The organism is Kitasatospora sp. NPDC022785, from assembly GCF_055561295.1.
The window spans coordinates 148121-162080 of sequence record NZ_JBVHHB010000022.1; the positions used below are offsets into that span (position 1 = coordinate 148121).

Below are 13960 nucleotides of genomic sequence, written 5' to 3' on the forward strand. Positions count from 1 at the left end.
GCGGCGGCGCGGCTCACGGCTCCCGCGGGGTGGGACCGGCGAGGGGCGCCCTACCTGAACATGCGGTCGGCGCTGGTGGCCAGGCGATGCGTGGCGCTGTGGCGGCTCACCCAGTCACGGACGAGGTTGATGGCGTTGGCGCACTGCCAGCTGTTGTCGTACTCGCGCACTCCGGTGAAACTGCCGTAGCCCGCGATGATGCCGTCCACACGCGCATCGCCCAGCAGCTTGTCGACGTACCACGGATCGTTGTAGGTGGTCGTCCAGGACAGCGTGGCCGCGAGCCGTCCGGCGGCACGGTCCCCGGCGCCCTTCTTCAGCTCCGCGCAGGTGTTGTAGGTGGCTTCCGTGCAGTTGCCGAACCCGTTGGCGATATTGCTGTCGCCGTAGTCCATCGCCCGGTGACCGGGCGGGATCGCGGCACCGGAGCGGTCGAAGGCGCTTCGGGCCTGATCGCGGGTCCCGGTCGTCGTCATGCCCTCCAAGCGGCCGAGCTTGCCTTCCAGGCTCTTCCAGCCCCTGCCGCCGACATCCGGCGTGCTGCCGCCGTGGTACTCGTAGAAGCCGTAGAGCACCTGGATCCCGGCAGCCGTCAGCCGCTGCGCCTTGTCCCGCAGTCCGGCGACGCTGCACCCACGGTTCGGCTCCTCCCCGCAGTAGTTCGGGTCCTTGATGTCCAGCCAGACCAGTGCCAGCCGACGCCCTGCGTTGGCGTTGGAGACGATGCGGTCGATCATGCTGTCGAAGCTGGGGCCGAGCCGGGAGTCACCGGCCGACGAACAGTCGTGGTACGCGCGCCATTCGTTCGGGTTCCACCAGGCACAGACGTCTATCTCGATGCCGTTGGCACCGTGGTTGAGCGCGGCGTCCACGCCGTCCAGGGTGTCGACGCGGTGCGCGATGGCGTAGATCGCCTGACGCTGATCGGCTGCCGCCGCCGGGGTCGTACCCGTCACGGTGACACCGATGATCCCGCACAGCGCTGCCATCAGCGCCGGCAGGATCCGCGGGCCGGCGCCGTGCCTGAGGTGAGTGGTCAAGGAACGTACTCCTTCATGTCGTTTCATGTCGGTGGCCGGGCCGGGGTGGTCATGAGCGGCAGACAACCCGCTCCCCCGCGCCGACGTGTGGCGAAGAGAGAGCGGACCGGCAGCCGCTGCGCCCTCCAGGGCTCCGACGGCATGGCCGAGGTGGCGTGCCGGCAGCGGAAAAGCGCCGGCCCGCCACCTCGGCGGGGAACTCTGCCGAGGTCCCCCGAGCCGATCGGTCGTACCCACTCTGCCCCGAGTCCCCGGGCTGCGCGAGGCACCCGGTCCGATCTCGGCCAGGCAGGTCCACAGCCACAACTACAAATGCGGGCATCCGTGGTGAGTGACAATCAGAAGCGGCCGCCAGGAGTACCGGGGCCTCGGCGTGCGGCGCTGTGTCCGGAACCCGACGTGGACCGGGGCGAGGTGCCGGGGGAAACCCTCGGCCGGAGGCGGTGACCGGGGTCAATCCAGTCCGAGAAGCCGTCCGACCGGCGGTGACGTGGTCGCGCGCGGCGGTTGGCGCGTTCGGGGGCCGGTTGCCTCGGTGGGGCCGCGACCGCCACCCGTGGTCATGTGGCTTCCTCGTAGACGTGTGGCCCGGTGCGGACGGAGTCGGTGACCTCGCAGACCGCGCGACCCAGCGCCGTGGAAGGGTCCGCGAGGTCGAAGCACAGGTCGAAGTGGTTCCGGCCGGTGGCCACCACTTCGACCAGCCAGCTGGTGCGGCTGCGGGCCGTCCGGGCGAAGTCCTGCTGCTGACGGGCGAATTCGTCCGTCTCGTGCTCTCCGCGTGCCAGCACCAGCGGGGGCAGCGTTCGCGGCAGGTGGTGGAGGGGGCTGTTGCGCCGCGCCTCGTCCCGGGTCATGCCCACGCGGTCGTTGACATAGGTCAGGCGCACCGGCTCCAGGTCGTACACGCCGCTGAGCAGCACCGCGCCGGCCCATCCGGCCGACCGCCCCGGTGCGGCCGCCGGCGTCTCGTCGAGCAGGCACATGGCAGCCAGGTGCGCGCCGGCGGAGCTGCCGGCCAGCACCATCCGGGCGGGGTCGCAACCGAGTTCGCCCGCGTGGGCGAGCAGCCACCGCGCCCCCCTGCGGACCATGGCAACGATGGCGTCCAGCCCGTACCTGGGAGCCAGACCGTAGCCGAGGGCGGCGTACGCGACACCGCGGGAGTTCAGCCCGGCTGCCGGGAACGACGCGTCCGCCCTGCCCAGCTCCTGCCAGTAGCCGCCGTGCAGGAACACCACCAGCGGCGCCCCGGGACCGCCCGGCCCGGCCGGTTCAGGGGCGGGAAAGAAGTCCAGCCGCTCCTCGGGGCGGGGCCCGTAGCTCAGGGTCCGCCACTCGAGCGCGGCCCGGGTGCGGGCGCTCGCCGCCGCGTACGCGTCCAACTCCACCCGCAGGTCCGGCACGCACGAGCTGGGCGAGTACTGTACGGCCAACTGCTCTGCGGTGTACTGCCGATACACGGTCATCGGGCTCACGCTGCACCGCTCCCGCCCGACAGGCGCATCCCTGCTAAACGGCTGCCCACAGCCACCCGTCCCGCTGGTAACGCGGACCGGAACGACGCCCGTCGCGAGGACCGGTACCTCGTCCGCGAGCGTGCACCGCTGCGCGCCGGCGCCCGCCGGCCTTACGCCGCAGCTGCTGTCGTACCGGCCCGCCCACCCGACATCCCCCACGCCAAGCCCCTTTCGCCTCCCACGATCCCGCCGAGCAGGGCGGGCACCGGCAGGATATGCCCGATCTCGCGGATCATTCGAAAGAACGGCCGAGTTGAACCAACTACCCGCCGATGCATCGGGAACTGACGCCATGACAGTACGACGTGGCAGCGAACTTCCCTCCGCACCTGTCGACTTCACCGAGCCGGCGTCGACACTGCAACGCGAGGTCGCCGCACTCGACGTGCTCGGACCGCGGGGCCCGGGTGAGCACGGAAAGCCTCCGACTGCCGCTCCAGGAGCCGTACACGGCGCCGTTCCGGGCCGAACCCGGCGCGATGCTGGAGCAGCACCGCGCCGGGTGGACGGTGCGGGCCCGCGATCAGGCGGTCCGCCTCGTCACGGGATGACACCGCTCCCCCACGGGCCGGGGCATCGTCGCCCGGGGCGATCGTCGCCCCGGGGGGATCGTCGGTGCATCCGGAGCCGTCGGCCCTCAGGTGCCCGTCAGCGGTGACCGGACTGCGCGCCGGCCGGCGCCTCCTGGCGGGAGCTCAACTGCGCCTCCTGGTGGGAGCCGAAGTGGCTGGGCAGGAGTGGCACGACCTTGGCGATGAAGCTCTCCATCTGCCGGCACACCTGCGCGCTGTCGTGGGTGAAGAAGTCGAACCAGAGCATCAGCCGGTCGTCCGGATGGAAGCGTTCGGTGATCTGCCGGGCGATGTCGGACGGCGTGCCGATGAGGGCGTTGTCGGCGGCGGAGGCGACCTTTCGGGGATCCAGGGTGCCTTCCAGGGCCGTCCAGTACGCGCGCAGGCGGCGCTCGGCGTCCTCGCGCGCCGCGGCCCGGGAGCGCTCGGCCGACCAGCCGGGCCGGTCCTCGAGGAAGACGAAGACCGTGCGCGGCATGTACGAGCGCTGCCAGGGCCCGCCCGAGGGGTGGTAGGCCTGCGCCAGGCGGGTGTGCGTCGCCTCGATGACCTCGGGCGGGGTGATGCTCAGGTTGAACACCCGGACCGGCCGGAAGCGGTTCAGGCGCGCCTGGAGCGCCTGGTCCTGCGATCCCAGGACCAGGGTGAGCAGTTCGGGCCGGGCGGGCTCCGGAACGGCCTTGACCGCTTCGAACTGCCAGCGGCGGGGCACGACCACCCGGTCCCCGGGCGACCCGGTCTCCTTGAGGGCCTGCCGGTAGCTCTCCGCGTCGGGGAACCGCTCCGGTCCCAGTTCGGCTTCCGGAATGTCCTCGCTGGTGAGGACCTCTCCGGAGAGCAGCCGGACGAAGATCTCCGCGGCCTCCGCGGTGATCGCGGACCGGACCTGCGGCCAGGCGGCGCGCTCCCAGTCGGTCCGCGCGTCCACTCCGCTCAGCCGGTTGATGTAGTCGAAGCGCCCGCCCGCGAAGCCCACGTGCAGCCGGCGCTGCTCGGCCGGATCCAGACCGTGCCAGGCCAGCAGGGCGGCGACCCGCTCGGCGGCGGCCAGCGGGCCGCCGTTGCAGACGACGTTCATGATGGCCGACCCGACGTCGATCCGCCGGGTACTGGCGAGCACGCGCGATGCCAACTGGCAGAAATCCGTGTTGAGTCCGACTTCACCGCGCCAGTGCGGGATCACCGGTTGCCGGTGGGTGCGCTGCAGTTCACTGCTGTAGTGGCTCTCGGCCACCCAGAGGGTCTGGAAACCCAAGTCGTCGGCCGCCTGAGCCTGTTCGAGGAAGTTCTGTAACACCGTGGCATGCGGGGGGAAGGAATCGCCTGGCTGAGCCTGCGTCAGACTGCAGAAGAGATCGAACTTCATACGCGTCACTCCAGATAAGGGGCCTGCCGTGGAACCGATGTCGCACACGGATGCGCGCGCCGGTGCGCACTCCTTCTCTCCGCTGCCGGCCGCCGCTTGTCCGTCGCGTCCGCAGGGAACGGTACCAACGCCCTCGGCGACCACTCGTGCTGCAGGTACGGGCCGCCATGACTACGAGCGGGGCGGTGCGCAGGCCCGCCGGTCCGGCGACGCGCCTTCTCGGACTGCCCGTTCCTCGGGCGTTTCGCTTCTCGGGCGTTTCGCTTCTCGGGCTGCCCGCCCACGCGTCAGGCCGTCGGGGTGTCCGGTCGCAGGAACTGCTCGGCCCAGATGATCTTGCCCTCGGGGGTGTAACGGACGCCCCAGCGTTCGGCGAGCTGCGCGACGAGGAACAGGCCGCGGCCGCCCTCGTCCTCGGCCGCCGCGTAGCGCAGGTGGGGGGCGGTACTGCTGCAGTCCGAGACCTCGCAGATCAGCGAGCGGTCGTACAGCAGCCGCACCTTGATCGGACCGGCCGCGTAGCGGATGGCATTGGTCACCAGCTCGCTCAGCGCCAGTTCGGTGACGAAGACGGCCTCGTCCAGGCCCCACGCGGTGAGCAGCCGGGTGGCCTCGGCGCGTGCCTGGGCCACGGCCGCGGGGGTCCCGGCCACCTCCCACTCGGCGGTGCGATCGGGGTCCAGCACGCGGGTACGGGCGACGAGGAGGGCGATGTCGTCCGTCTGACGGGCGGGCAGCAGGGCGTCGAGCACGGCGTCGCACACCTCGTGGGGCGACCGGCCGGGGTGGGCCAGGGAGGCGGTGAGGAGGTCCAGGCCGACACCGATGTCGCGGGTACGGTCCTCGACCAGGCCGTCGGTGTAGAGGACCAGGCTGCTGCCCTCCGGCAGCCGCACCTCCGTGGCTTCGAACGGCATCCCGCCCACGCCCAGCGGCGGACCGGCGGGGAGGGAGAGGAGCTCCACTCTGCCGTCCGGGTGGACGAGGGCGGGCGGCGGATGGCCCGCCCCGCCCAGGACACAGGTGGCGGTGGTGGGGTCGTAGACGGCGTAGAGGCAGGTGGCGCCGCTGATCGCGAGCACCCCTTCCGTGGTGGCCGTCTCCTGGTCGATGTGGCTGACCAGTTCGTCCAGGTGCCCGAGGAGCTCGTCCGGCGGCAGGTCGAGGGTGGAGAAGTTCTGGACCGCGGTGCGCAGGCGGCCCATGGTCGCGGCCGCGTGCAGGCCGTGACCGACCACGTCGCCGACGACGAGCGCCACACGGGTGCCCGGCAGCGGGATGACGTCGAACCAGTCGCCCCCGACCCCTGCCTGGGCGGGCAGGTAGCGGTAGGCGATGTCGAGAGCGCTCTGCTCGGGCAGCTCGCGCGGCAACAGGCTGTGCTGCAGGGTGACGGCCATCGCGTGCTCGCGCGTGAAGCGGCGGGCGTTGTCGACGGACACGGCGGCCCGGGCGGCCAGCTCCTCGGCCAGAGACAGGTCGTCCTCCTCGAACGGACCTCTGTCCCGGCCGCGCCAGAAGCAGGCGATGCCCATCAGCACACCCCGGGCCGTCAGCGGAACGGCGATCAGCGATGTCAGGCCGAACTCCAGCGCCGCCCTCGTGCGCTCGGCGTCCTGCATGCGCCACCCGGCGTCGGTCGCCAGCTCGGGCACCAGCGCGGAATGCCCGCTGGCGAAGCCCTCCGCCTGCGGGGTGCTCCCGGCCCACGTGACCAGTTCCCCCTGGGGGTACAGCGGCGAATCGTCCCGGATGCCCGTGAGCGCCACCCGCTGCAGCTCCACCGGAGCGCCGACCGCCAGGGACCGCGGCTCCTCGCCGCGCATGACCTCCTCGGCGAGATCGACGGTGGCGTAGTCACAGAATTCCCGTGCGGCCATCCCGGCGAGCTCCTCCGCGGTGCGCCGGACGTCCAGGGTCGTGCCGATGACCATGCTCGCGTCGTACAGCAGCCTGAGCCGGCCGCGGGCGATCTCGGTCTTCCCGGCGAGGACCAGCAGCTCGGTGGAGTCACGCAGGGTGGTGACGCTCCCGGGCGGGCCTCCCCCGCTGTCGGTGGGGCGGTGATTGACGGCCAGCACGCGGTCGCCGACGGAGAGCACCTCGTCGGTGACCGCGTGGCCGGCGAGCAGCAGCTCGGTCGTCCGGGGGCCGAGGCCGAGGTCGGTGACGGCGCGCCCCTCCGCGTCGGGCGGCAGGTCGAGCAGCCGGCGCGCCTCGTCGTTGGCGAGCAGGACGCGGCCGTCGCCGCTGACGATGGCCACTCCCTCGCGCACCGCGTGCAGCACCGCGTCGTGGTGCTCGTACATGCGCGTCATCTCCTCCGGCCCCAGGCCGTGGGTCTGCCGGAGGAGACGCCTGCCCACCAGCGCCGTACCGGCCGTGGCCAGGCCGAGCGCGACGGTGCCGGCACCCAGGACGACCGGCAGCTGATGGTTGATCGCGCTGCTCACATTGGTGATCTTCATCCCGGACGACACGATGCCCACGACCGCACCGTTGGCGTCCTCCACCGGGACCACCACCTGGTACTCCCGGCCCAGTGGGCCGTTCACCTGCTCGACGGTGACCTTGCCCTGCAGCGACGGCCCGATGGTGCCGACGAACTTCTTGCCGATCTGCTCGGGCTCGGGGTGGGTGAAGCGGATGCCGTTCCGGTCGGCCACCACGATGAAGTCGACCTGGGCGCCCTTGCGGGCCGCTTCGGTCAGCGGTTGGAGCTCTGCGCTGGGGTTGGGGCCCTGCATCGCCGCCACCAGACCGGGACTGTGGGCGAACGACTCGGCCGCGGCGAGCGAGCGGTCACGCGCTGCGGCGTACCGGTCGCTGCGGGACTCGATCAGCAGCGCGACGACGGCCGCCACCACGAGCAGCAGCACGATCAGCACCTGGAAAACGAACATCTGCCCGGCGACGCTGTGGATGCCGAGCACCGACCGCATGCGTTGCGCCGAGGGCTCCCGCGGGACTGGGCGTGGGTCCCGCCGCCCACGACGGCCACCCGACCGGCGCCGGCGCGGCCGGGGAGAGGGGCCCGTGTCTTTGGCCATACACCCATGGTCCCGCCCCGGGCACGAGCGGGGCACACCGTACGACGGGCCTCGTACGAACACCCCACAGGCGCCACGCCCACCCGCCCCGGACCCAGCAGCGCAACGTCGTCGGCGCGCCACTCTCCGTGCCCGGCACGGTCGACGAGGGTGCCGCACAGGAGTCCGCGAGGATCAGATCAGCCCCTTGGCGGATTCTCCGGCAGGGAACGGCTGCCCGACCGCGATGTCGAGGGGCCCGGCGAGCGCATCGGCGACGGCAGCGGCGATCGCGCCCGGAGCGTCGCCTTCGCCGTGGGCGTCCAGGCTGGACCGGTCAGCCCATGTCTCCACCACGGTGACCCGGTCGGTGCCGGCGTGGACGGCGTACATCCGACACCCGCTCTCGGCATGGACGGCTGGGGTGTGCTTCCCGAACACGGCCAGGACTTCTTCGCGGCGGCCGGACGCACCATCAGATCGGGCATACTGTCGATCAAGTCGTCCGTCGAGTGGGGGTCTGGTGAGCGAAATCGAGCTGGTGGTCGCGGCGATGGCAGCGGGGGCCTCGGCCGGGGTCAGGGACACCCTCAGTCTTGCCGTACGCGAAGCCTACGAGGGCCTGCGGGACGCGGTGCGCCGGCGCCTGGCCTCCCGGGGCGAGCAGGCCGTCGAGGTGCTCGACACCGTCGAGACCGAACCCGGTGTGTGGGAGGCGCGGTTGACCGCCGAGCTGGCCGCGGCCGGAGCCGACCGGGATCCGGCGGTCGTCGACGCCGCCCGGGAGCTGCTGGCGCGGTTGGAGGCCCACGGGAGCGGAGCGAACGCCGGAAGGTACGCCGTCGACGCGCGGGAGGCCAAGGGCGTTCAGATCGGTGACCGCGGCACGCAGACCAACACCTTCAACTGAGCGGCGTCCGCGGCGTTGAGCAGGGACTCGGGGGACCAGCCCGTGCGGGTGGACGCCCGCGCGGCGGAGGGCGTCCAGATAGGTGACGGCAACCTCCAGATCAACGTGAGGGTTGCCGCACCTCCCGTGGCGCGCTCGGGCTACCTCCATCAGGTCCGGAGGCTGGGCACACCGCACTTCACCGGCCGGCGCGACGAGCTCGCGGTGATGGACCGGTTCTGCACCGCCGACGACGGGCCCGACCACTTCCGCTGGCTGGCCCCCGCGTGGGCGGGCAAGACCGCGCTGATGGCGCAGTTCGCCCTGCACCCTCCGGCAGGCGTACAGGTGGTTTCCTTCTTCATCACCGCCCGTCTCGCCGGCCAGAGCAACCGGCCGGCGTTCTGCGAGGTGGTCCAGCGTCAACTGTGCGAGCTCCTCGGCGAGCAGGAGCCCCCGGTCACCGAGCACACCCGGGACGAGCAGTTCCTGCACACTCTGGACCGGGCCGCCCGGCTGTGCGCCGGCCGCGGGGAGCGGTTGATCCTGTTGGTCGACGGGCTCGATGAGGACCGCGGTGTGACCTCCGGCCCCGAGAGCCACAGCATCGCCGCCCTGCTGCCGGCGGAACCACCCGCCGGCATGCGGGTCCTGGTCGCCGGCCGCCCCAACCCGCCCGTTCCCGACGACGTCCCCGGGCACCACCCGCTCCGCAGCCCGGGCTGCTCCCACGCGCTGGCGGTCTCTCCGCACGCGACCGCCGCCCGTCACGACATGGAACGCGAACTCCTGCGCCTGCTGGAGGCGGAGGGGGTGGAGCGCGACCTGCTCGGGCTGCTCACCGCAGCGGGCGGCGGGCTGAGCAGCCACGACCTCGCCGAGCTCGCCGGATGCCCCAGGTGGCGGGTCCAGCGGCACCTCACCTCGGTCACGGGTCGCACCTTCGTCACCCAGGGCTCGCACTGGGGCGGATCCGGGCCCGAGGTGTACCTCCTGGGCCACCAGGGGCTCCAGCAGGCGGCGGCGGAGTTCCTGGACGGCGAACTGGCCGCGTACCGGGATCGTCTGCACTCCTGGGCCGGCCGGTACCGCGAGCGGTCCTGGCCGGCCGGAACCCCGGAGTACCTGCTGCGAGGCTATCCCCAACTCCTCGGCGAAGCCGGCGAGTTGGAACAGCTGGTGCGCCTGGTCGCCGATCACGACCGGCAGGACAGGCAGTTCGACCTGTCCGGCAGCGACCTTGAGGCCCTCACGGAGATCGGCTCGGCACAGGACCTTCTGCTCGCCCGCGAGCCGGTCGATCTCGACTCGATGCTGCTCCTGGCCGACCACCGGGGCGATCTGCACAACCGCAACCGGAGCACGCCCGACAGCCTGATCGCTCTGTGGGCCCGGCTGGGAGAGACAGAACGAGCCGCAAACCTCGCCAGGTCGTTCCCCGACCCCGACCGGCGGGCCGGAGCCCTCGGCGTGGTCATCGGGGCCCTGGCCGAGGCTGTGGCCGGCCAGGATCACGGTCTCGCGGCCGCACGGCTCGGCGTCGAGGCGGCCGATCAGGTCCGCGGCATCGAGGACTGGCGGCAGCGGGCCCGGCTCCGCACCGTCATCGCTCGCGCGCTCGCCAGGACCGGCCGGTACGACCAGGCGCTCGACCTCGCTCGTGACGCCTACGACGACGCCCGCAACCAGATCCACCACGACCGTTACCGGGTGTTCGCGGACCTCGCGGACGTGGTCGCCCTCACCGGGGACGAAGAACGAGCCGCCGCACTCATCGGCCGGGCCGTCGCCATCGCCAAGGCCATCCGTCTGCCGTCGGTACGCCGCAAGGAGCTGGCGTTCCTGGCCGCGACCCACGGTTCGCAAGAGGCCCTGGACCTCTTTCGCCGCCACGTCGCTCCCGCCGATCCCCGGGACGACCCGTACCGCCTCAGCGAGATGGACCTCGCAGAGCTCGCCGGTTCCCTCGCCGCGATCGGAGACGCCGAGCAGGCACTGGAGCTCGCCGGCGGAATCACGGATCCGCTGCGGCTGGCCGAAGCACTGGCCGGAGTCAGCGCAGGGCTGGCCCGGACCGGACACACCACGCAGGCGATCGAGGCCTTCGGCACCATCACCGACCCCGCCCGACAGGCGGACGTGCTACCCGAGATCGTCAGGGCCCTGTACGACGACGGGCGTCCGGAGGAAGCCGACGACCTGCTCCGGGAGGTCATCCTCGCTGCTCAGGAGGGCGCACCGCATCCGGCGTCCGAGAGTCTGCTGGTCGTCGCCGCCGGCTTGCTCGCCGACAGCGGCCGTACCGAGGAGGCCGTCGCCCTCGCCCTCACCATCAGCACCCCCGCGACCCAGGCCGCGGCACTGTCCGGCGTCGCCGAGGCGCTCGCTTTCGAAGGCCTGGTCACCGAGGCCACGGAACTCGCCCATCGGGCCACCGCGCGCACCATCGCCAGACCCTCGCGACGGCCCGCAGCCCTCCCCGGTCTCGTCAAGGCGTTGGCCGACATCGGGGAGACCGGCCGGGCGCGCGCCCTCGCACATGCGGCCGCCGCCCATGAGCTCGCCGCCGCCCCCTCGTCCCGGTCTTCCGTGCACCTCGCGGATGCCGCCCTCGCCTCGGCGCACATCGGAGACACCGGGCGGACGGTGGAGCTGGTCGATCGCGCGGTCGCCCTGGCGGCGGGCGATCGGTCCGACTCCGGTGCCCTGGCCAGCAGTGCCCAAGCGCTCGTCGCCATCGGCCGGCCCGGCCGAGCGCTCGACCTCGCCCACAGGCTGGTGGACGACCAGCGGGGGCAGGACCGCGCCTGGTTGGCGGCCTGGTACACCGCGGAGATCGCCGAGGTACTCGCGGCCGCAGGTCATTTCGATCACGCCATGGACATCGCCTCCACCATCCTCGCCCCCCACCGACAGTACACATGCCTGAGCCGGCTCGCCGGCAGCCTCGCGATGAGCGGAGGAAGCCGGCATGCACTGCCGCTCGCCCGGGGCCTCGTGGAGGCCACCGACCGCGCGGACGCCATCGCCCGTGTCGCCGAGGCGCTCGCCGTATCCGGACGCACCGACGACGCACTCGACCTGATCGACGAGGTGACCGAAGCCATCCGGTTCCTCCCCGAAGGCGCGGCCGAATCCGAAGCCCGCGCCCGGATGGCCGTGGTACTCGCCACCGCCGGCCGGATCGGCCCCGCACGCGAACAGGCCGGGCGGGCCCTCACATCTGCTCGGACCAGCGTTCGCAACAGGCTTCAGGCCTCGGCCCTGGTGGAGGTTGTCCACGCCTTCGCCGCAGCGGGACTGGTCGATCAAGCCCACGAGGTGGCACGCACCATCACCGACGGTTACCACCGGACTCGCGCCCTCTCGCTTCTTGCCCGAAGGAGCGGTCCCACTCCGACGGGCAGGCGCATGGTCGCCGAGGCGGTGCGCTCGGGCGGCTGGTACTCCGTGCTGGAGGTCCTGACCACCGTGGCCCCGGAGTCCCTGACCGTCCTGGCCGATGAGGTCCGACAACTCTCCGGTCAGCCCCGGGCGGCAGCACGGTAGGGCCGGCCGACGACAGACGTGACCGGGCCGCGAGCGCCGTCAAGAGATGTGCTCGCGGCCCGGTGCCACGGGGTGATGCTCAGGATGGTTTCCCCGAGCCGTGCTCAGGCGTGGGCGATTCGCCGCCGGAGCCAGGCAGGGACGAGACCGAGGGAGCGCCGCGTACTCCCGGCCGGGTCGGGCCGACCCTCGACTGCGGCGCGGATGGCCCGCTCCCGCTCCGCCTCCCGGAGCAGATCGGCCTCACGCAGCTTGTGCTGTGAGTAGTGCAGCATGACGTGTCCTCCTGGATGGGTGCGCCTTGCGCCATCCACCCTCGCGGGCGGAACGTCCCACCTGCATGAAGCAAGCGCCCCGTTCCCGTCCCGGTCGTGTCCCAGGGCTCCGCCTACACGGTGTCCGCACTGCCCGCCTCCGGGGAGACCGGTCGTGCCTCTCCACCCCGAGGAGCCGCCGTCCTCAGCTGACAGGCGGGCGGCGACCGGTCCACGGGTGCGCGAGTTCGAGCGTGCGGGCCACCTGGAGCAGGAGGTCCTCCCGCCACGGTGGGGCGACGATCTGGACCCCGACGGGCAGGCCGGTGGCGGCATCGTGGTGGACGGGGACGGAGATCGCGGGTTGCCCGGTCACGTTGAACACGGACGTGAAGACCCCCATCGGGTAGCTGTTCCGCAGTGCCGTCAGGGGATCGTCGCCAGCGCCTGCCCGCCAGGCACCGACACGCGGCGGGAGGCACGCCATCGTGGGCGTGACGAGGAGGTCGAAGCCTGCGAGGAAGCCTTCCACGATGCGCCGCGACAACTGCTGGGTCCTTTGCACTCCTTCTGCGTAGGACCACGAGTCGATGGATCGTGCCGCATCACGCAGGGCACGATTGTGGGGCTCGACGCGGTCCGGGTCCGCGAGCGCGATCCCGGCACCGCCGACGTTCCAGATGGTGGTGAACGCCGCGACCAACTCGTCGCTCGGGGGCAGCGGAAGAGGAGTGTCGACGATGTGGTGGCCGGCGGATTCGAGCGTCCGAAGGGTGATGCCGACGGCTGCCGCGCACGCAGGATCCACCCCTATCCCTTCGATCGGGGAGTCGGTGAGCACACCGATCCGCAGCCCGCTCGGTGGGTCCGTCTTCATGACAGCGGCGAAGGGGCGGCGCGCGGCCGGAGGTGACCACCACGCGGCCGGATCGTGGCGCGCGAGCACATCCAGGACGGCCGCGGTGTCCGCCACCGAGCGGGTGATCACGCCGCTGGTGGCGAGACCCTCCACGTTGACCGTCGAGTTGCTGACCAGGCCGCGGGTGGGTTTGAGCCCGACGAGTCCGTTGCACGACGCGGGGATGCGGATCGACCCTCCGCCGTCCTCGGCGTGGGCGATGGGCGCCATTCCGGCGGCGACGGCGGCGCCCGCTCCGCTCGACGACCCGCCCGGTGTGCGGTCCGGGTCCCACGGGTTGCGCGAGATACCCAGGGCTTCGCTCTCCGTGAAGGGCACGGTGCCGAACTCGGAGGTGGTGGTCTTGCCGAGCAGGACGAACCCGGCGTCCACGAATCGACGCACGACCGGGTCCGACGCTGCGGCAGGCACCCGCCGGACGGCGGCGGACCCATGGCTGGTGGGCCATCCGGCAACGTGGACGAGGTCCTTGATCGGCAGCGGGACGCCGTGGAACGGCGGGAGGTCCTCGGTCGACCGGGCCCGCACGACTGCGTCGGCTGCGGCAGACGCGGCTTTGCGGACCTCGTCGTCGGCCCGGTGGCAGAAGGCGTTCAGCCGGGGGTCGAGTTCGTCCATCCGCTGGAGACAGCGGTCGGCCACCTCGACCGGACTCACCTCCTTCCTGCGGATGGCCGCGGCGAGTTCGAGGGCGGGAGTGAACGGGTCGATCGGCGAGCGCGTCACGAGCTGGCCTTTCCGGTCGAGGGTGCTTGTGATAGGCCGTCAGTGTCGTCGCGTCGCCGCCGTAGTGGCTTGGATGAATGTCGCGTAGCCTGGCGA

Annotated in this window: 10 protein-coding genes; 3 read left to right on the plus strand and 7 right to left on the minus strand. The window is 72.1% G+C overall.

The features are described from left to right. Positions 1 to 50 precede the first annotated feature (50 nt). Complete coding sequence (locus ACZ3YO_RS29295; RefSeq protein ID WP_465575117.1) at positions 51 to 1040, minus strand: PI-PLC domain-containing protein; 990 nt, start codon at positions 1038 to 1040, stop codon at positions 51 to 53. Between the two features lie 560 nt (positions 1041 to 1600). Next, positions 1601 to 2509 carry an alpha/beta hydrolase gene (locus ACZ3YO_RS29300; RefSeq protein ID WP_465575119.1) on the minus strand — a complete coding sequence of 303 codons (909 nt, stop codon included), beginning with the start codon at positions 2507 to 2509 and terminating at the stop codon, positions 1601 to 1603. A gap of 458 nt (positions 2510 to 2967) precedes the next feature. Here ACZ3YO_RS29300 and ACZ3YO_RS29305 point away from each other — a divergent pair, with 458 nt between their 5' ends. After that, on the plus strand, positions 2968 to 3111 hold the full coding sequence (locus ACZ3YO_RS29305; RefSeq protein WP_465575122.1) for a hypothetical protein: 144 nt from the start codon (positions 2968 to 2970) through the stop codon (positions 3109 to 3111). 97 nt (positions 3112 to 3208) lie between these two features. On the opposite strand, the gene ACZ3YO_RS29310 is transcribed toward ACZ3YO_RS29305, so the two are convergent. From ACZ3YO_RS29310 to ACZ3YO_RS29320, 3 genes are all read right to left on the minus strand, one after another. Next, positions 3209 to 4498, minus strand: coding sequence for an LLM class flavin-dependent oxidoreductase (locus tag ACZ3YO_RS29310; protein ID WP_465575125.1), 1290 nt, complete (start codon positions 4496 to 4498; stop codon positions 3209 to 3211). Between the two features lie 287 nt (positions 4499 to 4785). Then, positions 4786 to 7440, minus strand: coding sequence for a SpoIIE family protein phosphatase (locus tag ACZ3YO_RS29315; protein ID WP_465575127.1), 2655 nt, complete (start codon positions 7438 to 7440; stop codon positions 4786 to 4788). 282 nt (positions 7441 to 7722) lie between these two features. Next, the gene (locus ACZ3YO_RS29320; protein WP_465575130.1) at positions 7723 to 8115 is read right to left on the minus strand and encodes a putative quinol monooxygenase; all 393 of its coding nucleotides are present in this window, start codon (positions 8113 to 8115) and stop codon (positions 7723 to 7725) included. Between ACZ3YO_RS29320 and ACZ3YO_RS29325 the strand changes: the two genes are divergently transcribed. Further along, positions 8051 to 8437 (plus strand): hypothetical protein, encoded by a 387-nt coding sequence (locus ACZ3YO_RS29325; protein ID WP_465575133.1) that lies wholly within the window; start codon positions 8051 to 8053, stop codon positions 8435 to 8437. The two genes, ACZ3YO_RS29320 and ACZ3YO_RS29325, sit on opposite strands and share 65 nt — an antisense overlap. Before the next feature lie 15 nt (positions 8438 to 8452). Beyond that, on the plus strand, positions 8453 to 11965 hold the full coding sequence (locus ACZ3YO_RS29330; protein ID WP_465575136.1) for a hypothetical protein: 3513 nt from the start codon (positions 8453 to 8455) through the stop codon (positions 11963 to 11965). Positions 11966 to 12069: 104 nt separating this feature from the next. Here ACZ3YO_RS29330 and ACZ3YO_RS29335 read toward each other — a convergent pair whose 3' ends face one another. Together ACZ3YO_RS29335 and ACZ3YO_RS29340 are read right to left on the minus strand one after the other, a co-directional pair. Further along, positions 12070 to 12240 carry a hypothetical protein gene (locus tag ACZ3YO_RS29335; protein WP_465575138.1) on the minus strand — a complete coding sequence of 57 codons (171 nt, stop codon included), beginning with the start codon at positions 12238 to 12240 and terminating at the stop codon, positions 12070 to 12072. A gap of 184 nt (positions 12241 to 12424) precedes the next feature. Continuing rightward, positions 12425 to 13864, minus strand: a complete 1440-nt coding sequence (locus tag ACZ3YO_RS29340; protein WP_465575141.1) for an amidase — start codon at positions 13862 to 13864, stop codon at positions 12425 to 12427. Positions 13865 to 13960: the final 96 nt, after the last annotated feature.

Excerpts from the sequence above, each read along its gene's own strand:
- ACZ3YO_RS29300 (WP_465575119.1), bottom strand. The coding sequence starts at position 2,509 with ATGACCGTGTATCGGCAGTACACCGCAGAGCAGTTGGCCGTACAGTAC.
- ACZ3YO_RS29310 (WP_465575125.1), bottom strand. The coding sequence starts at position 4,498 with ATGAAGTTCGATCTCTTCTGCAGTCTGACGCAGGCTCAGCCAGGCGAT.
- ACZ3YO_RS29315 (WP_465575127.1), bottom strand. The coding sequence starts at position 7,440 with ATGCGGTCGGTGCTCGGCATCCACAGCGTCGCCGGGCAGATGTTCGTT.
- ACZ3YO_RS29335 (WP_465575138.1), bottom strand. The coding sequence starts at position 12,240 with ATGCTGCACTACTCACAGCACAAGCTGCGTGAGGCCGATCTGCTCCGG.